This window comes from Aquimarina sp. BL5, assembly GCF_003443675.1.
In the GTDB taxonomy this organism is placed as follows: domain Bacteria; phylum Bacteroidota; class Bacteroidia; order Flavobacteriales; family Flavobacteriaceae; genus Aquimarina.
The window spans coordinates 4,813,257-4,831,517 of sequence record NZ_CP031963.1; the positions used below are offsets into that span (position 1 = coordinate 4,813,257).

General features: G+C 32.6%; 18 protein-coding genes. 8 read left to right on the plus strand and 10 right to left on the minus strand.

Annotation, left to right across the window (positions count from 1 at the left end; all coding sequences use genetic code 11):
* Positions 1-23 precede the first annotated feature (23 nt).
* The gene (locus D1818_RS20100; protein WP_118461141.1) at positions 24-908 is read left to right on the plus strand and encodes a bifunctional 5,10-methylenetetrahydrofolate dehydrogenase/5,10-methenyltetrahydrofolate cyclohydrolase; all 885 of its coding nucleotides are present in this window, start codon (positions 24-26) and stop codon (positions 906-908) included.
* Between the two features lie 282 nt (positions 909-1,190).
* Here the strand turns inward: D1818_RS20100 and D1818_RS20105 are convergent, their stop codons facing one another.
* The 5 genes from D1818_RS20105 to rho all read right to left on the minus strand — a co-directional run bounded on the left by D1818_RS20105 (position 1,191) and on the right by rho (position 7,235).
* A complete protein-coding gene (locus D1818_RS20105; RefSeq protein WP_199726273.1) occupies positions 1,191-2,093 on the minus strand; it encodes an IS3 family transposase in 903 nt (300 codons plus the stop codon).
* The gene (locus D1818_RS25645) at positions 2,057-2,491 is read right to left on the minus strand and encodes a transposase (RefSeq protein ID WP_199726272.1); all 435 of its coding nucleotides are present in this window, start codon (positions 2,489-2,491) and stop codon (positions 2,057-2,059) included. Before D1818_RS25645 ends, D1818_RS20105 begins: the two co-directional genes overlap by 37 nt.
* Before the next feature lie 135 nt (positions 2,492-2,626).
* Positions 2,627-3,793, minus strand: coding sequence for an SH3 domain-containing protein (locus D1818_RS20110; protein ID WP_118461143.1), 1,167 nt, complete (start codon positions 3,791-3,793; stop codon positions 2,627-2,629).
* 915 nt (positions 3,794-4,708) lie between these two features.
* On the minus strand, positions 4,709-5,380 hold the full coding sequence (gene msrA / locus D1818_RS20115) for a peptide-methionine (S)-S-oxide reductase MsrA (RefSeq protein ID WP_118461146.1): 672 nt from the start codon (positions 5,378-5,380) through the stop codon (positions 4,709-4,711).
* Positions 5,381-5,555: 175 nt separating this feature from the next.
* The gene (gene rho / locus D1818_RS20120) at positions 5,556-7,235 is read right to left on the minus strand and encodes a transcription termination factor Rho (RefSeq protein WP_118461148.1); all 1,680 of its coding nucleotides are present in this window, start codon (positions 7,233-7,235) and stop codon (positions 5,556-5,558) included.
* Positions 7,236-7,437: 202 nt separating this feature from the next.
* Here rho and D1818_RS20125 point away from each other — a divergent pair, with 202 nt between their 5' ends.
* Positions 7,438-7,848 carry a DUF4293 domain-containing protein gene (locus D1818_RS20125; protein ID WP_118461150.1) on the plus strand — a complete coding sequence of 137 codons (411 nt, stop codon included), beginning with the start codon at positions 7,438-7,440 and terminating at the stop codon, positions 7,846-7,848.
* A 57-nt stretch (positions 7,849-7,905) separates the two neighbouring features.
* Here D1818_RS20125 and D1818_RS20130 read toward each other — a convergent pair whose 3' ends face one another.
* Positions 7,906-8,400, minus strand: coding sequence for a metallophosphoesterase (locus D1818_RS20130; RefSeq protein WP_118461152.1), 495 nt, complete (start codon positions 8,398-8,400; stop codon positions 7,906-7,908).
* 117 nt (positions 8,401-8,517) lie between these two features.
* On the opposite strand from D1818_RS20130, the gene truA reads away from it, so the two are divergent.
* Positions 8,518-9,264: a tRNA pseudouridine(38-40) synthase TruA gene (truA, locus tag D1818_RS20135; protein WP_118461155.1), complete on the plus strand. Its 747-nt coding sequence runs from the start codon at positions 8,518-8,520 to the stop codon at positions 9,262-9,264.
* A gap of 2 nt (positions 9,265-9,266) precedes the next feature.
* Complete coding sequence (locus tag D1818_RS20140) at positions 9,267-11,033, plus strand: ABC transporter ATP-binding protein (protein WP_118461157.1); 1,767 nt, start codon at positions 9,267-9,269, stop codon at positions 11,031-11,033.
* Here the strand turns inward: D1818_RS20140 and D1818_RS20145 are convergent.
* The 4 genes from D1818_RS20145 to folP all read right to left on the minus strand — a co-directional run bounded on the left by D1818_RS20145 (position 11,030) and on the right by folP (position 14,354).
* Positions 11,030-11,806, minus strand: a complete 777-nt coding sequence (locus tag D1818_RS20145; RefSeq protein ID WP_118461160.1) for a DUF3667 domain-containing protein — start codon at positions 11,804-11,806, stop codon at positions 11,030-11,032. The two genes, D1818_RS20140 and D1818_RS20145, sit on opposite strands and share 4 nt — an antisense overlap.
* 61 nt (positions 11,807-11,867) lie before the next feature.
* The gene (locus D1818_RS20150; protein WP_118461162.1) at positions 11,868-12,662 is read right to left on the minus strand and encodes a DUF3667 domain-containing protein; all 795 of its coding nucleotides are present in this window, start codon (positions 12,660-12,662) and stop codon (positions 11,868-11,870) included.
* Complete coding sequence (locus tag D1818_RS20155) at positions 12,662-13,438, minus strand: diadenylate cyclase (protein ID WP_118461164.1); 777 nt, start codon at positions 13,436-13,438, stop codon at positions 12,662-12,664. Before D1818_RS20155 ends, D1818_RS20150 begins: the two co-directional genes overlap by 1 nt.
* 85 nt (positions 13,439-13,523) lie before the next feature.
* Positions 13,524-14,354 (minus strand): dihydropteroate synthase, encoded by an 831-nt coding sequence (folP, locus tag D1818_RS20160; protein ID WP_118461166.1) that lies wholly within the window; start codon positions 14,352-14,354, stop codon positions 13,524-13,526.
* Between the two features lie 83 nt (positions 14,355-14,437).
* On the opposite strand from folP, the gene D1818_RS20165 reads away from it, so the two are divergent.
* The 4 genes from D1818_RS20165 to tpiA all read left to right on the plus strand — a co-directional run bounded on the left by D1818_RS20165 (position 14,438) and on the right by tpiA (position 18,238).
* Complete coding sequence (locus D1818_RS20165) at positions 14,438-14,980, plus strand: DUF1599 domain-containing protein (RefSeq protein WP_118461169.1); 543 nt, start codon at positions 14,438-14,440, stop codon at positions 14,978-14,980.
* A 180-nt stretch (positions 14,981-15,160) separates the two neighbouring features.
* Complete coding sequence (locus tag D1818_RS20170; RefSeq protein ID WP_118461171.1) at positions 15,161-16,357, plus strand: BT_3928 family protein; 1,197 nt, start codon at positions 15,161-15,163, stop codon at positions 16,355-16,357.
* 2 nt (positions 16,358-16,359) lie between these two features.
* The gene (locus tag D1818_RS20175; protein WP_118461174.1) at positions 16,360-17,430 is read left to right on the plus strand and encodes an ABC transporter permease; all 1,071 of its coding nucleotides are present in this window, start codon (positions 16,360-16,362) and stop codon (positions 17,428-17,430) included.
* 55 nt (positions 17,431-17,485) lie between these two features.
* Positions 17,486-18,238, plus strand: a complete 753-nt coding sequence (gene tpiA, locus D1818_RS20180; RefSeq protein ID WP_118461176.1) for a triose-phosphate isomerase — start codon at positions 17,486-17,488, stop codon at positions 18,236-18,238.
* Positions 18,239-18,261 lie beyond the last annotated feature (23 nt).

Genomic DNA, 18,261 nt, shown 5'->3' on the forward strand with positions numbered 1-18,261 from the left:
TAAAAATAGAGTAGGGGTTTAATATGGAAGTTTTAGACGGAAAAAAAGTAAGTAATGATATAAAAAATGAAATCGCTGTAGAGGTTCAGAAAATGAAAGATCGAGGCGAAAAAGTTCCGCATCTTGCAGCTGTATTAGTAGGAAATGATGGGGCAAGTCTAACTTACGTTGGAAGTAAAGTGAAGGCCTGTGAAAGAATAGGTTTTGAGTCTACTTTGGTTAAAATGCCTAGTACTACAAGTGAGATTGAACTGTTAGCTAAAATCAAAGAATTGAATGAAAATTCGGATATTGATGGTTTTATTGTTCAACTTCCTTTACCACCACAAATTGATACACAGAAAGTATTGTTGGCAGTAGATCCTGATAAGGATGTAGATGGTTTTCATCCAATGAATTTTGGTAAAATGGCATTAGATATGTCAACTTTTATTCCTGCTACTCCATTTGGTATTTTGGAACTATTGGAGCGTTATAATGTTGATACCAAAGGGAAGCATACAGTGGTGATAGGAAGAAGTCATATTGTAGGACGACCTATGAGTATACTAATGGGAAGAAAAGGATGGCCTGGTAATTCTACGGTAACATTAACCCATAGTCATACTAAAAATATAACTCAGATTATTTCTCAAGCGGATATTGTTATTTCTGCCTTAGGAGTTCCTAACTTCTTGAAGGCTGAAATGGTTAAAGATGATGCTGTTATTATCGATGTTGGTATAACGAGAGTTGCAGATGATACTAGAGAGAGAGGGTATCGGATTGTAGGTGATGTGGATTATGAAAATGTTAGTAAAAAAGCTTCTTTTATTACACCGGTTCCCGGAGGAGTTGGTCCAATGACTATAGCAATGCTTCTTAAAAATACATTATTAGCTAGGGAAAGACACCGTAATAATGGATAGGTATAGTTATAGTTAAAGTAGTAGTGTTTAAATTAAGAGTAAAACTCGCTATATTTAATTAGAAATCAATAAAATTTTAATAAAGGCCTTAGTAGTTTAATTATAAACACTAAGGCCTTTATTATGGTGGATTAAGGTTGAAAAGATCAACCTAATACAATTACTTTAGATTGAATTTGTAATTGTATATCTTATTATGAATTGAATTGTCTTTTGTTGTTTTAAATATAATGTCTAGTCCTAAATAATCGATACAGATTATTAAAGGATTAAATTTATAATTTAAAGCTTAAGGATGCTAGCATCCTTAAGCTTTTTTGTATTGTACTGTTTTCTTTTTAGTACGGATTGATTATGCATTTTGATAGGAGTTAGCATAGCATTTGATAAATGAGGTCTAATTTGGTTATAGATTTCGACTGCATTTTTCACCATTTTTTGTTTCATTTCAAGATTACTACTATGTTTTGCAATATCAAATTCCTGTTTTAATATTCCATTGATGCTTTCTGCGATGGCGTTTTCATATGGGTCATACTTTTCAGTCATACTGGCTTTTATATTATTTAGTTTCAGTAAAACCTGATACTCGTTAGAACAATATTGCAAGCCTCTATCGGAGTGATGTATTAAAGACTTTGCTTGGTATTTTCTGTTTTTTAATGCCATACTTAGAGCTTGCAAAGAACCTTCCATATTTAAAGTATTAGATACATTATACCCCATTATTTTTTTGGAATAAGCATCAGTAATTAAAGCTAAATAGGATGGATTTGCTCTATTTCCTATGTAAGTAATATCACTTACCCATACTTGTTCGGGTCTAACAATCTCTAGATCACTGACTATATTTTTATGTTTTCTAAACCTATGATGTGAGTCTGTGGTAATATGATAGCTTCTTTTGGGTTTTATGAGCATATGATTAGCTTTAAGTATTCTAAAAAGTTTGTCTCTACCAACTTTTAAAACCATTAGTTTTTGCTCAAGTAGATGATATAGTTTTCTAGTGCCTAATTTAGGCATCAGATTTCTAATAGAGCGTACTAGGTCAATAACTTGCTGAGCGATTAATTGTTTATGCTGAATTGATTTAATAGATCTGTAATAAACCTGTCTATTTACCCCGAGTAAATCACAGGTAGAAACTAAGGTTTCTTTGTGTTGTTCTTTGAAGTAATCGATAACTCGGGTTTGTAATTTTTTCTTATCTGAATGTCATATTCCTTCTCTGCCATATCAACAAGCATATCAAAGATAATTACTTTCTTATCTGCACGCTCCGCTAGGTGTTCTGCTCTAGCTTTCTGCTTTTCTAAAAGTTTAACTTTTGCCTCAAGTTCTAAAATTTTTTGTTCAGGAGTTTTTGACATTGTTTTAGGAGCTTGGTTTTCCCAATCAAAGGTACCATATTTTTGTAACCATTTTGTGACTGTAGAATCGCCTTGAATACCATATTTTAACTTTGCTTGAGATTTTGACAACAAACCTAACTCAACTTCTTCGACTAATTGAAGTTTAAAAGAGAGCGAGTAGTCTTTTTGTGTCCGCTTGACAGAACCTGTCGTTACTGATTTTTTCATTTCACTAAGATTTTAGTGTATCGATATTTCAGGACGGGACAATTTAGAAATAAAAAAGGCACCATTTAATGGTGCCTTTTTACTTTACATTTATTATTGGTGATAATAAAATATATTTTTATTTAGATTATTTTCTTAGAATGCATTGAATTTACTTGCATCAATATTATCTTGATCTTCTGCATCATTATTGTATAATGTTCCATTAGGCATTAGATCTAAAGACAAGCTATAAGACGGTACATTGATACCTTCTGAGGTCTTAATTGTATTGTAATCTAAGATATCTTGTCCTTTCTCATATAAAGGATTTTTTGTGAAAGTTCCTTGACGTTTTCCGTTTTTACTAGGGGATTCTTTCCATTCTTTTCCATAAGCAATTACACAATAGTACTCACCCTGAGGAATATTTCTGATAAACTGAGTAGATCCACTATTAATGTAAACAATTCTCACAGTTTCATCATCTTTTTCGGTTTTACCCATTTTTACAAGTTTAACAACAACATCTGTGTTATTACCAACATCTACTTTAAGGTAGTTATCTAACTTGTACTCGAATTTACCTTTGAAGTTGAACGATTTAGGAGTAGCACCTGACTTATAGGTTTTTTTCTCCCAACTAGCGAACTTATTTTCTCTAGTAACTCTAGATGGAGCAGCAGTAGTTCTTGAGGAACTAGCATTACTGCCATTTGAAGCAGTTTTAGACTCTATAGGATTGTACGCTGTATCCGTGTTACCTAATGTTCTTCTGTTTGCTGCTTCTAAAGCTCTTTGCGTATCAGCAAGTTCTGCTAATCGTCTACGTTCAGCGGCACTTTTATTTTGATTTGCAGCAGCAGCGGCAGCGGCAGCGGCAGTAGCCTCAGCTTCAGCCTGTCTCTGCAATCTTTCTGCTTCAGCAATAGCTTTTCTTGCGGCTTCTGCAGCAGCAATTTTTGCAGCTTCTGCTTTTCTTATCGCTTCTTCAGCGGCAAGTTTCGCAGCATTTTTTCTAGCTTCAGCAGCTTTTGCAGCTCTTTCAGCATCTGCAATACTACTATCTTCAGCTAGTAATTTCGTTTGTACAAAACCATTACCGTTTTTGTGTTGGACTGTACTCCAGTCTCCGTATCCAGAACTAATAACATATACCTGCGTTCCCTGAGGAATCTCTGCGATAATGTCAAAGTTTGCACCTGGTCCAGTTCGTAATTCTAGTTTGGAGGTTGCCATTAAATAGCGATCCAACGACCTTATCTGAGCAAAAGTCGAGGATGTCATCACCAATAGTAAAATAAATGTAAAAATTGATTTCATAATCTTTCTGTGTTTACATAATTAAAATTCAAAAAATAAAGCAGATTAGGGTTCTTGTATAAAAGATGTTAATCTTTCTTGCTTTAATGTCTTCTTTTTTTTATCCGTTTTATAAGTTTTTGTTAAAATTATTGTTCAAAAATTTCATTCTCAAAAAATATGCCAAACATTTTTTTTGGCATTTATAAATTATTAACAAATTTCTATATTGTGTTAAAATTTACAATCTTTTAAAGAACTTTTATTAGTTTAAATATTTGTTTTTCAATGACTTACACATGTTTTTCTTTAGTATAAGTTTAAACTTGTTAATTAATTAACTGAGTTGAAAACTCTTAAACTATAAACAAAAGTAAGTTATTAATATGAAAAACACAACTTGTTTCCATTTTTTTTGTATAAAATTCTACTTTTTTTTTAAACAATTTGTGTTTTTCAACGATTATTTTGTGTATTACATCTGATTTATGCTGAATTTACAAGGGTTGAAGTCGGTTAAGGATAATTTACCTGTAAACTCGATTTCCTCAACTTTTTTATGAGAAAATATTCACCATCGAAATTGAGCTTTTTTACAATATTTTAACATTTATTGCTATGCTTGCATGGTATTTTCCTGATTTTTTAGATATAAGGCCTTATGAAGTGGATGTGTATAATTTTGATAGTAAGGTGCTTACGGTATTGTGTGGTTTTATTTTTCGTAAAGTTTGAAAGACTGTTTTAGTGTTAAATTTCCAGTAAAATTTAACAAAATTAATCTTTTGTTTCATCTTCAAAAAAGGAGAATTTACTTCACTTTTTTTTAATGATTTATGGTGTCGTCAGAAATTGCTGACCTTTTTTATCTGTACGATTTTATTGAGAATACGATTCTTTTGATAAAGAATTTGTAAATGTGTAATGAGAAATCGATTAATGGATTTCTTTAATTAGTTCGGGGAATTTTTTGTGAAAACGTTTCAGTCTTGGAATAGAAACATTTTGGATATATCTGTTATAAGGGTTTCTTTTTTCATAATCTTGATGATAGCCTTCTGCTTTCCAAAATTTTTGAAAAGGAGTAACTTCTGCTGCAATCTTTCTGTTTAGTGTTTTACCTAGTAAATCTTTCTTTTTTTGGATTATGTTTTTTTGATTGTCATTTTGATAAAATATAATAGATCTGTATTGAGATCCTCTATCTGGTCCTTGTCCATTTATCTGTGTTGGGTTTTGTGATCCAAAGTAAACATCAACTAAAGAGGAGAAGGAGACGATTTTAGGGTCGTATAAAACTTCTACAGCTTCTGCATGACCGGTTCGTCCTGTATTACTTGATTCGTACGTTGGATTTTCTGTATGTCCTCCTGAATATCCTGAGACAACTTCTTTTACTCCTTTTACACTTTCGTAAATTGCTTCTACACACCAAAAGCATCCACTGGCAAAATAAGCGCGCTCTATCCCGTTAATTGGTTTGGTTTGAACTGGGGTTATATTTTGGTTTTGTAAGGTGGCTTTTTTTTGATCCTGTGTTTGACTGTTGCCTTGACAGCTTGTTAATAAAAGTAAAGTGATAAATGTACTATATAATAAGGTCTTCATAATAAATGTCTTTTTAGTAACTCTTAGTCTGGATTTGTTTATAAACCTTTCTACTTATAATTTTAAAATGTAAAATTAACTAGATAAAAGGAGCTTGAATCTTAAAGAAGTTTTAAATAAAAACGGCTGCCAAATTTTTTGACAGCCGTTACCTATATATTGTGTGATTTAAAATTTATCCATTCATGGAAATAAGGAATTCGTCATTATTACGAGTTTGTTTAAATCTTTCATTTATAAATTCCATTGCTTCCACAGGATTCATATCTGCAAGGTATTTACGCATTACCCACATTCTTTGAATGGTGTTTTCATCTAAAAGAATGTCGTCACGACGTGTGCTTGAAGATGTAAGGTCAATAGCAGGGAAAATTCTACGATTAGATATTTTACGATCTAACTGTAATTCCATATTACCAGTTCCTTTAAATTCTTCAAAAATAACCTCGTCCATTTTAGAACCCGTTTCCGTTAAAGCTGTGGCTATAATGGTAAGTGATCCTCCGTTTTCTATATTACGCGCTGCTCCAAAGAAACGTTTTGGTTTGTGCAGGGCATTGGCATCAACACCACCACTAAGGATTTTACCAGAGGCAGGTTGTACAGTATTGTATGCTCTTGCTAAACGAGTAATAGAGTCTAAAAGTATTACTACATCATGACCACACTCTACTAAGCGTTTTGCTTTTTCTAATACGATGTTTGCAATTTTAACGTGCTCGTGTGCTTCTTTGTCAAATGTAGAAGCGATAACTTCCCCACGCACATTACGTTGCATATCCGTTACTTCTTCAGGACGTTCATCGATTAGTAATATCATTTGGTATACTTCAGGATGATTTGCGGCAATTGCATTTGCTACATCCTTTAATAACATTGTTTTACCTGTTTTTGGTTGAGATACAATCATTCCACGTTGCCCTTTTCCAATAGGAGAAAACAGGTCCATTATCCTTGTGGAAATAGTGCTTTGTCTTTCTGCTAATTTGAATTTTTCCTGTGGGAAAAGCGGTGTAAGATGTTCAAAAGATACTCTATCTCTTACTACTTGTGGGTCAAGACCATTAATCTTATTTACCTTAATCAGTGGGAAGTATTTTTCCCCTTCTTTAGGAGGTCTTACTTGTCCAAGAACTGTATCTCCTGTCTTAAGTCCAAAAAGTCTTATTTGTGATTGAGATACATATATATCATCTGGAGAAGAAAGATAGTTGTAATCACTGGATCTTAAAAAACCATATCCATCTTGCATAATATCTAGTACTCCTTCACTTTGGATAATTGCATCAAATTCGTAATCTGGTTCTTTATAGCGATTTCGGTTATCTCTATTACCGCTATCTCTGTTTCCGTTATTCTCCTTTTTATTGGTATTTCGGTTTTTATTTTGAGATTTATCGTTATTCCTGTTGCGATTATCTTTCCTGTCGTCCTTTCTGTCGTCCTTTTTGTCTTCTCTTTTTTGTTGAGGTTTTTTGTTTTCCGGAACTTCTGTAGGTTTGGGTGTTTTGGGTTCTTTATGTTCCGTTTTTGGAGCTGGGCTCTTTTCTACAACGACATTAGTTTCCTTTTTGTTAGGAGGATTTTGGTTTTTACTAGAAGGGTTCTGAGTATTCGGTGCCTTACGAGGTCTTCTCTGACGAGGAGCTTGTTTTGGCTTTTCGTTTTCAGTTTTACCGGAAGATTCTTCAGTAATAACTTCTTTTACTTTGCTGGGATTTGCAGCTTGATAGTCCAAGATTTGGTATACCAAATCTAATTTTTTCATGGTGCGAAATTTAGGTACTTTTAAATTTTTCGCAATTTCCTGTAGCTCAGGAAGCTTTTTCGCTTTTAATTCAGAAATCTCTAACATTTAAATTTGTTATATAATTTAAGGTTCTGGTATTAAATTTTCTAAAGAAGAATTCTAGGAAAATTTTATTTTGAAGGTAAGTAACCTAAATAGAATGGGTTACATAAATTGTGTTGCAAGTATACGACTTTATTTTTGATTTTTTACACATATTTATAAAAAGAAACTCTTATTTTTGCATTTCCAAAAGAAGTAAGGGGCAATGATACAAAGAATCCAATCTGTTTATTTGTTTTTAGTAGTAGTAATATCTGGTGGGATATCCACGATATTACCGTATGGACTAAATCAAGATGGAGAAGCTTTATTGTCTCAGAATAATTTTTTGGTTTTAGGAATGTTTACTGGAGTTGCTGTGTTAGCTTTGGTAAGTATTTTTTTATTTAAAAATAGACAGCTTCAATTTGTATTGGGGCGTATCAATATCTTATTAAACTTTATTTTACTAGGAGTATTTGTTTATTGGTCACTAACTTTATCTGGAGAAACTTTGGTTTCGGAGAAAGGTATTGGGATGTTAATTCCTGTTATTTCTATCGTTTTATTAGTAGTAGCCAACAAGGCTATCAGAAAGGATGAGAATCTTGTAAAATCTGTTGATCGATTACGATAAACCTAAAATCTTAGTAGTATTAGTGCGTTAAGACCCGAAGTATGCCAACTTCGGGTCTTATTTTTTACCTAATTCAATAACTTCTAGATTTTCGATTTTACCTTGATCTAATGTAAACCTTAACATGGTTCTTACTTTATGAAATCCGTGTTTTCCCGCAGCACCAGGGTTCATGTGTAATACATTGTTAATTTTATCAGGAATTACTTTAAGAATGTGAGAATGACCGCAAATAAATAGTTTAGGTGGATTGGTTTTGATCTCTTCTCTAGTGTTTATATTATATTTTGGTGGATATCCTCCTATATGCGTGATCCAAACAGAAACATCTTCGCATGAGAATCTCTGGTTTAAAGGAAAGGTAGCTCTCGCTTTATCGTCATCTATATTTCCATAAACGGCGCGAAGCGGTTTAAGAGCTTCAATAGCATCGGTGACTTTTAGATCTCCAATATCTCCTGCGTGCCATACTTCATCTGATTCTTTTACATAATGTAAAATACGTTCGTCGATATAACTATGTGTGTCGCTAAGTAAAAGTATTTTTTTCAAATCGGTAATAGGAATGATTTATAATGTTATAAATAAACTGAAACGGTACTTTACAATTCATCTCTATTATATGAAGTATATTTGCCATCAGATTTTGAACAAAAATAGCATAAAGCTTTGAGATATTTTTTAGAACTTTCATATAATGGTACACCTTATCATGGATGGCAGCGCCAGCCTAATGCAATTTCTGTACAGGAGGTTTTAGAAGATGCTTTATCATTATTATTGAGATGTAAAATTGATGTAGTGGGTGCAGGTAGAACAGATACAGGAGTTCATGCACGACAGATAATGGCGCATTTTGATAGTGAAACAGAATTGGATGTTGTTCAGTTCAAGTACAAGCTGAATTCACTTCTTCCAAAGGAAATTGCAATACAAAAAGTGAGTTTAGTAAGAGAAGATGCGCATGCTAGATTCGATGCAGTTAGTAGGTCTTACGAGTACATTGTATCAGTGTCTAAAGATCCTTTTAGAATAAATAGTGCGTATTATCTTAAGAAAGAATTAGACGTAGACTTGATGAATGAAGCTGCTAAATTACTGTTAAACTACACTAATTTTAAATGTTTTAGTAAGTCTAAAACCGATGTAAAAACGTATAATTGTAACATAACCGATGCTGTCTGGGAGAAGACTGGTGACGTATTGATTTTTAAGATTTCGGCAAATCGCTTTCTTAGAAATATGGTTAGAGCTATTGTTGGTACCATAATTGAAATTGGAGAACATAAACTTGATCTGAATGATTTAAAGAGTATTATAAAAAGCGAAAATCGAAGTGAAGCTGGTTATTCTGTGCCAGCACATGGTTTATATTTAACAGAAGTACAATACCCAAAAACTATATACCTTATATAATAATGGCAGAAAAAAACGGTAAAGCATTTGACTTTAAATTGTTTAAGAGATTGATTGGTTTTACCAATCCATATCGTATTACATTTTATTTTGTGGCTTTATCTGCAATATTATTATCTGTATTTGCAATACTTAGGCCTCTTTTATTACAAAAAGCCATTGATAAAAGTTTTATCCCAAAAGATGAAGAGCTGATACTGTTTTATATCAGTTTGATGTTAGGGGTGTTATTATTAGAAGTGATATTCCAATTCCTATTTATTTATTTTGCCAATTGGTTAGGGCAAGAAGTGATTAGAGATTTAAGAGTAAAACTTTTTGATCATATGCTAGGTTTTAAAAAGCAGTATTATGATAAGTCTGCGGTTGGTCGTTTGGTTACAAGAGCGGTGAGTGATATCGAAACTATTGCCAGTATTTTTAGTCAAGGTCTTTTTATGATCATTAGTGATCTTCTAAAGATGATGGTTATTCTTGGTTTTATGATCTATTATAGCTGGCAACTTACTTTAATAGTTCTAGCAGTACTACCTTTTATAGTTTTTGCTACTAGGGTTTTTCAAAGAAAAATGAAAACTGCTTTTGAGGAAGTGAGGACCCAGGTTTCAAATTTGAATTCTTTTGTTCAGGAACGAATTACTGGAATGAAAATAGTGCAGCTATTTACCAGAGAAGAAATAGAGTATGCTAATTTTAAAGAAATTAACGATAAGCATAAAAAGGGATGGATAAAAACAGTTTGGTATAACTCTATATTCTTTCCTATTGCAGAAATGTCTAGCTCTATAACTATTGGATTGATTGTCTGGTACGGTGGATTGAGAGCTGCACAAGGTGATGTAATCACATTGGGAGTAGTCATTGCGTTTATCGAGTTATCCCAAATGCTATTTAGACCATTACGTCAGATTGCTGATAAATTTAATACACTGCAGATGGGTATGGTAGCTGCCAATAGAGTATTTGCAATTTTGGACACCGAATCAAAAATTAATGACTTTGGCCAATTAGAATTGCCATCGATTAACGGGGATATCGATTTTGATAACGTAAGATTCAGTTATTTAGAAGGAGAAGAAGTGTTGAAAGGAATAACCCTATCTGTAAAATCTGGAGAGACCGTTGCTATAGTTGGAGCTACTGGAGCTGGTAAGTCTACTATTATTAATTTGTTAAGTAGATTTTATGAAATAGATAGTGGAACAATCTCAATTGACAAAAAACCAATTAATACTATTGATCTAAAATCTTTGAGAAGTCATATCGCCGTAGTATTGCAAGATGTATTTCTCTTTGCTGATACGATCCTGAACAATATAACGCTTAATAATCCTGATATTACAGAAGAACAAGTTCAGAAAGCTGCTAAGGAGATTGGAATTCATGATTTTATAATGAGTCTTCCTAATGGGTATCATTATAATGTAAAAGAAAGAGGTGTAATGCTTTCTTCTGGTCAGAGACAATTAATATCTTTTTTGAGAGCATATGTTACAAATCCTGAGATATTAGTTTTAGATGAAGCAACTTCTTCTATTGACTCACATAGCGAGCAACTCATCCAGGATGCTACGGATAAAATAACTGAAGGTAGGACTTCTATAGTAATCGCTCATAGATTGGCTACTATTAAAAATGCTGATAAGATTATCGTTATGGATAACGGTAAAATAGTAGAAGAAGGTAATCATAATGAACTGCTAGAATTAGAAAATGGATATTATAAGAATCTTTATGATGTTCAGTTTGCAGAAGTGAGAGAGGTTTAGCTTATCAATCCATATTCTTTTAGAAATTTGGACGCTAGAGCCGCAAGTATTAATACGCCTATCGTTATTAACACAATGAGGAACCACCCAATTAATCCTTTAACTATTACTTTTTTGTAACTGATCTTGTATAAATTTTTGAATAAAAAAGTAGCATATATGAACTGAATTAATAGAAAGATAAAACTACTTTCTTCTATATAATCTCCGAAAATAAAAGTTATGATGTAAGGGATAAAAGTTAATATGGTAAGGTGAGATGTGAGGTAGGAGTTGATAACAACATGTTCTGTGAAATTATATTTTTTATACTTCCTAAATATGAAGCGTGATATGATCGCATAGAATGGAATTAAAATAAAATACCCTAACGTAGGGAATTTCTCTGTTACATCAATAAAAAGTTGAACTATTTTAGGTGACTCATCGAATTTTCCTGAATCTAATGGTATGTCAAATCCTCTTTCTTTTACGAATGAAAGTATGGCTGCTAATGTAACTGATAATACGAAGTATGAAGCTACATTTAGATATTTCTTTCTTACTCCATTAATATAACCATCTATTACGATATGAGGTTTTATGGTTAAGTCTTTTATTGTATTAATAAATGTGCTATCGACATTAAGATATACCTCACTTATTTCCGTGATTAGGTTTTTAAAAGTAATACGTTTTGTGATTTTTTTGGCTCCGCAATTAGAACAAAAATTAACGTCTTCTATATTATTTCCACAATTTTTGCAATTGTTAATCATAATAGTCTTAGCCATTTTATTTTGGTATTAATCTCCTTTTTTGATTTTAAAAATATTTTTCAACCCAAATTAGAGTTTATATGGTAGCAGGTTCTCTAGTAGGTATTAAACCCATTTTTATCATAATAATGCCACTAATTATTGAAAAAATTATAAATAAGACGGCCATAATTAGTGAAAATAATAAGGTTTTGATTACTATTTTTTTCAGACTAAGATTATAAAGACTTTTAAGAACATATGCGATGTATATTATGGAAACAGGAAATTGAATCCAGAGAATTAAGAATATATTTTTTAAGCCTAGAAGTAGTGGTAAAGTGATAAAACTTATAACCATTGTAATATGCGAATAGGCATATAAATGGATAACGAAATGTTCCGTTAGATTATATTTTTTATAATTAAAGAATACAATTCTTGATATGAAGGCTAAAAATGGAATCGTTAAAAATGAGATCAGAGATTGATAATCAAAAGATAAATCCGAAGCTACTTTGGAAACTTCAATTTGACTAGCATCAGTAAAAACATTTGAGAAAATTGTGTCTTTGTATTTTCCTAAGACGAAAGTATACAAACTAGCAATAGTAAGAGAGATGGCGAAGTAACTAAAAACATTTATATACCTTTTTCTGACGCCGTGAATGTAACCATCAATCACATACTTTGGTTTAGTAAATAATTGGATAAAAGTTCTTATGAATGAATTGTCAAGATTTAGAAAACGATCACTAAATTCCTGAGTTAGGTTTTTAAAAGTAATTCGTTTAGTTATCTTTTTAGCTCCGCAAGCTGGACAAAAAGAGTAGTTGTCAATTTGGAAACCACAGTTTTTACAGTGATTTATGTTAGTAAGATTGTTACTCATTATTGAAGATCTCTCTTTATTTTTTCTATTAACTCTTCGGGTGTTTTAAAAATTACAAACTCACCATTTTTGATGTAAGACATTTGACCAGTTTCTTCACTAACTATAAGGGCTAGTGCGTCTGTTTTTTCTGTTATACCTATAGCGGCACGGTGTCTTAATCCGAAACGTAAAGGAATATCTCTATCATTAGTTACTGGTAGAATAACACGAGTAGCCACAATCCTATTATCTTCTACAATCATAGCACCATCGTGTAATGGACTGTTTTTATAAAAAATACTTTCTATAATTGGAGTTTTTACCAAAATATCCAATTCGTCACCAGAGGTTTTTACAAAATCTAGAGAAGTACTTCTTTTAATTACGATCAAAGCTCCTGTAAAAGTAGTTCCCATTTTTTGACAGGCCTTAACAATTGCGGTTACATCGGTAAGACTATCTTCTGGAGTGTCCCGGATGAATTTTAGTTGGCGAAGAAATTTCCTTCTTCTTCCGAAATTTGTGGAGCCAATCATTAATAGAAACTTTCGAATTTCCTGTTGGAAAACAACGATTAATGCAAACATTCCCACACCAATAAACTCGCCTAGTACACTACTAAGCATTTCCATAGCTAGAAACTGTGTGAGTTTCCAAACTAGGTAGATCATCACAATACCGATAAAAATATTGATGGCTGCGGTTCCTTTAACCAACTTGTAGATATAGTAAAGTAGGAGCGCTACGAGTACGATATCTAGGATATCTAATATTCTAAGGTTGATTAAATCCAAATGTTGGGAGTTTTTGTAAAAATAGGAAAATTAGTGAAACTCTGATTAGAAAATCCACCTTAGACAGAGCATTCATATTAGTTCGTTAAGATTGTTTGTGATACTTATTAGTAAGAGCAATACATTCTATTGCTTCTTTTACGTCGTGTACTCTTAAAATCGAAGCCCCGTTAAGCAATGCTATAGTGTTTAATGAAGTCGTTCCGTTTAATGATTCTGATGGGTTAATGTTTAAAGATTTATAAATCATAGATTTTCTGGATATTCCTGCTAAAATTGGTAACCCTTGAAACTTTAATAAGTCCAGCTTTCTAAGAAGTTCAAAGTTCTGATCTATATTTTTTGCAAAACCAAAACCAGGATCAATAATAATATCATTAATACCTTTTTTTCTTGCTTCGATTACTTTTTGAGAAAAATAAAACTGAATATCTTTTACTAAATCCTCATATTGATTTAACGATTTCATAGTTTGCGGAGTACCTTTCATATGCATCATAATATATGGTACTTTAAGCTGTCCAACAGTCTCAATCATGTTTTTGTCCAGATTTCCTGCAGAAATATCATTAATTATTGCTGCTCCTATATCAATACATTGTTTTGCAATTTCACTTCTAAATGTGTCTATCGATAGGATAGTATCTGGAAACTTGGAGAGAATTAACGTTACTACTGGTAAAATTCTTTTCTCTTCTTCTTCAATAGAAATATGATCCGCACCAGGTCTGGAAGAATATGCACCAATATCTATGAAAGTAGCTCCTTCCAGAAGCATTTTTTCTACTTGATGTAAAATTTGTAATTCGTCTTTATATTTTCCTCCATCATAGAATGAATCTGGTGTTAGGTTTAAAATCCCCATTACTTTTGGAGAGGAGAGATCTATCAGGGAACCTTTGCAATTAATGGTCATATAAGAGTTTATACTATATTTTTAATGTTTATTTGGTATAATTGCCATATTAAAGCGAAATTTACGCAAAATTCAACAGTTATATGCAAGATACGTCAACACAATATGACGCGGTAATCACGAAATGTCGTGATCTGTTTATTAAGAAAATGAAAGATTATGGGAGTGCTTGGAGAATCCTTAGATTACCATCACTCACAGATCAGATTTTTATAAAAGCACAACGCATTAGAGGGCTACAAGAAAATGAGGTTCGAAAGGTGGATGAAGGTGAGGTTTCTGAGTTTATCGGTATCATAAATTATAGTTTGATGGCCCTAATTCAGCTAGAGGAGGGAATTGCAGAACAGCCCGATTTGTCTACAGAAGAAGCTACGGATTTGTATGATAAGCATATAGAAATCACAAAAACATTGATGATGAATAAAAATCATGATTATGGTGAAGCTTGGCGAGATATGAGAGTTAGTTCTCTCACAGATTTAATTATTCAGAAATTACTACGTGTTAAACAAATTGAAGATAATAAAGGTAAAACACTGGTAAGTGAAGGTATAGATGCTAATTATCAAGATATGATTAACTATGCTGTTTTTGCAATGATTCATTTAGGTGAAGCTAATTGATTTGTGATTTTATAAAATACTGTTAAACTAAAAGCAACAAGATATAAAGCTATTATCTTGTTCGAAATAAATTATAATTACCATTTTAAAGATGAAACGAGCCATGCTAAGACTTTTGATTCATATCGAACTTATGGTTTGGCGAGTTACGTATGACATCTAAAATAATCTTATAAACATATGAAGATACTTGTTGGTTTTTCCAGAATATTTGTAGCTGCTCTTTTTTTATTCTCAGGATTTATTAAGCTTAATGACCCTTTGGGATTTTCGTATAAGCTACAAGAATACTTTAGTGAAGGCGTGCTAAATATGGAGTTTTTGATTCCATTCGCATTATTATTGGCAGTGTTCTTATGTGTTTTTGAGATCATAGTAGGAGTGACATTATTGTTAGGATATCTACCAAAATTTACAGTATGGTCTTTACTGGGTATGATCGTCTTTTTTACATTTCTAACCTTTTATTCAGCTTATTTTAATAAGGTGACAGATTGTGGTTGCTTTGGGGATGCTTTACCGCTGACTCCTTGGGAGTCTTTTACAAAAGACGTTATTCTACTTGTGTTTATTTTGATTTTGTTCTTCGGAAGAAAATATATAACACCAATCTTACAGGTGTCTTTTCATAAATGGATTGTTTTTGCGTGTTTTACTGCTTGTTTAGGATTTGCATACCACGTACTGATGCATTTGCCAACTTTTGATTTCAGAGCCTATAAAATAGGAACAAACATACAAGAAGGAATGTCAGTTCCCGAAGGAGCTCCAGAAGCAGAGTTTGAATATTTTTGGAAGTTCGATATAGATGGTAAAGAAGAAATCATAAAAACTAGTGGTGAATACCCACAAGTCAAAGGAAAATATATTGAAGTGGAAACTAAAATGATTAATGAAGGATATATTCCACCTATCCACGATTTCGCAATAGAAAAAGATGGTCAGGATTATACCGCGGAGTTTCTAGAAAGAGAAAATGTGGTCCTTATTGTTATGTATAACCTTTCTAAAAGTGAAGGGGAAGGGATGAATGCGATAAAAGGGCTTACTGATAAAGCTTTATCTCAAGGCTATGATGTAATAGGACTTACAGCATCCTCTCCTCAGGAAGTTTCTCAGAAAAAAGCACAGTATGATTTAAGTTTTGATTTTTATAGCACTGATGAGACTGCGCTTAAAACTATTTTACGATCTAATCCAGGAATCGTAAAATTGAATAAAGGGATCATCACAGAAAAACTGCACTGGAATGATGCTGATAAATTAATTTTAGACAAGGTAGAACGATCAAAGCCAATTATTAAGGAAACAGTAGAAGTAGAAATAGACACCTTATCGGTTGATACTTTGTCTGTAGATTCAGAAAAGTCTAATTAACTATGATAAAATACTTCTATAAATTTGGGTATGCGTTACTTACTTTACTAGGAGTAATTACTGTGATTTTTTTATTGTTTACTATTCTTCCGGGTGATCCAGCACAAATGATGATGGGGCAGAACGAAAATAAAGAACAGTTAGATATCATAAATAAAAAATATGGTTTCGATCTTCCTATTAGTACTCAATATCGTTATTATTTAAATGATCTTTCACCTATTTCATTTCATAGTACCAAGGAGGAGGACTTTTCATATTTCAATTCTAAAAAATATTCTGGGGTTTCCTTATTTACTATAGGTACTATAAGAACGGTCTTTAAGTACCCTTATCTTAGGGAATCTTTTCAGAAAAACGGAAAAAAAGTAAGTCAGGTGATTAAAGAAACATTGCCTAATACAGCTGTATTGGCAGTATCTGCAATTTTGATAGCTATATTTTTGGGCATTTCTATGGGAGTTGTTAGTGCATTGACTAAAGATCGATGGCCGGATCGATTAATTCAATTCGTGAGTACTATAGGAATGAGTGTTCCTTCTTTTTTTAGTGCTATTATTTTTGCTTGGCTATTCGGGTATGTATTACATGAATATACCAACCTTAATATGACCGGAAGCCTGTATGAAGTGGATGATTTTGGAGAAGGTACTTATATCCAGTGGAAAAATTTAATACTACCTGCAATAGTTTTAGGAGTACGACCATTAGCGGTAGTTACTCAATTAATGCGAAACTCTTTGTTAGAAGTAATGAGCCAGGATTATATAAGAACTGCTAAAGCGAAAGGCTTGTCTTTACTCCAAGTTATTAGAAAGCATGCGTTAAAAAATGCCTTAAATCCAGTTATAACAGCAATTTCAGGATGGTTCGCATCCATGTTAGCAGGAGCAGTATTCGTAGAGTATATTTTCGGATGGAATGGACTGGGTAAGGAGATAGTGGATGCATTGAATACATCGGATCTTCCTATTATTATGGGAGCGGTAATTGTAATCTCTTCAGTGTTCATTCTAATCAATATATTTGTAGACGTTATTTATAGATGGTTAGACCCAAGAATCCGGGTGTAATTATCGTGTTTTAAAATTGTAACCAAATAGTAACCACACACATAAATTAAAATTAATGAGAGCAAAAATTGTAGCAGGAAACTGGAAAATGAATAAAAACCTCGCGGAGACCGGAGTTTTACTTTCAGAGCTAAAGACAAAACTCAAGGAAGCACCAGATGCAAAAATCATTGTTGCCCCAACATTTACCAATTTATATTATGCTTTTGAAGAGCTAAAAGAGTTTGATATCGAGGTAGCGGCACAAAATATGCATCAATCGGAAAATGGAGCATTTACCGGAGAGATTTCTGCAGACATGCTAAAAAGCACTGGAGTAGATACAGTTATATTAGGGCATAGTGAACGTAGAGCGTATTTTGGAGAAACAGATGCATTGCTAGAGGAAAAAGTAAATACGGCGTTAAGACATGATATGACGGTTATCTTTTGTTTCGGAGAAGAATTAGAAGATCGTAAGGCTGGTAACCATTTTGATTTGGTAGAGAGTCAGTTAAAAAATGCCTTATTTAAACTTGATGCAGATTCATGGAAGAATATCATTTTGGCGTATGAGCCAGTTTGGGCAATAGGAACAGGAGAAACTGCGAGTCCTGAACAAGCTCAAGAAATGCACGCGTTTATTCGTAAAACGATTGCCAATGCATTTAATGCAGAAATTGCTGAAGAAGTTTCTATACTATACGGAGGAAGTGTAAAACCAGCCAATGCAAAAGAGATTTTTGCTAAGCCAGATGTTGACGGAGGATTAATAGGTGGAGCAGCTTTAGATCCTCAGAGTTTTGCAGCTATAGCAAATTCATTCTAAATAAAAATTTAGAGAATAAATAA

Bases quoted from the DNA above. Each gene is read 5' to 3' on its own strand.
- msrA (WP_118461146.1), bottom strand. From the start codon at position 5,380: ATGAAGACCTTATTATATAGTACATTTATCACTTTACTTTTATTAACA.
- D1818_RS20125 (WP_118461150.1), top strand. From the start codon at position 7,438: ATGATACAAAGAATCCAATCTGTTTATTTGTTTTTAGTAGTAGTAATA.
- D1818_RS20150 (WP_118461162.1), bottom strand. From the start codon at position 12,662: ATGAGTAACAATCTTACTAACATAAATCACTGTAAAAACTGTGGTTTC.
- folP (WP_118461166.1), bottom strand. From the start codon at position 14,354: ATGACCATTAATTGCAAAGGTTCCCTGATAGATCTCTCCTCTCCAAAA.
- D1818_RS20175 (WP_118461174.1), top strand. From the start codon at position 16,360: ATGATAAAATACTTCTATAAATTTGGGTATGCGTTACTTACTTTACTA.
- D1818_RS20165 (WP_118461169.1), top strand. From the start codon at position 14,438: ATGCAAGATACGTCAACACAATATGACGCGGTAATCACGAAATGTCGT.
- D1818_RS20110 (WP_118461143.1), bottom strand. From the start codon at position 3,793: ATGAAATCAATTTTTACATTTATTTTACTATTGGTGATGACATCCTCG.
- D1818_RS20140 (WP_118461157.1), top strand. From the start codon at position 9,267: ATGGCAGAAAAAAACGGTAAAGCATTTGACTTTAAATTGTTTAAGAGA.
- D1818_RS25645 (WP_199726272.1), bottom strand. From the start codon at position 2,491: ATGAAAAAATCAGTAACGACAGGTTCTGTCAAGCGGACACAAAAAGAC.
- D1818_RS20170 (WP_118461171.1), top strand. From the start codon at position 15,161: ATGAAGATACTTGTTGGTTTTTCCAGAATATTTGTAGCTGCTCTTTTT.
- rho (WP_118461148.1), bottom strand. From the start codon at position 7,235: ATGTTAGAGATTTCTGAATTAAAAGCGAAAAAGCTTCCTGAGCTACAG.
- D1818_RS20100 (WP_118461141.1), top strand. From the start codon at position 24: ATGGAAGTTTTAGACGGAAAAAAAGTAAGTAATGATATAAAAAATGAA.
- tpiA (WP_118461176.1), top strand. From the start codon at position 17,486: ATGAGAGCAAAAATTGTAGCAGGAAACTGGAAAATGAATAAAAACCTC.
- D1818_RS20145 (WP_118461160.1), bottom strand. From the start codon at position 11,806: ATGGCTAAGACTATTATGATTAACAATTGCAAAAATTGTGGAAATAAT.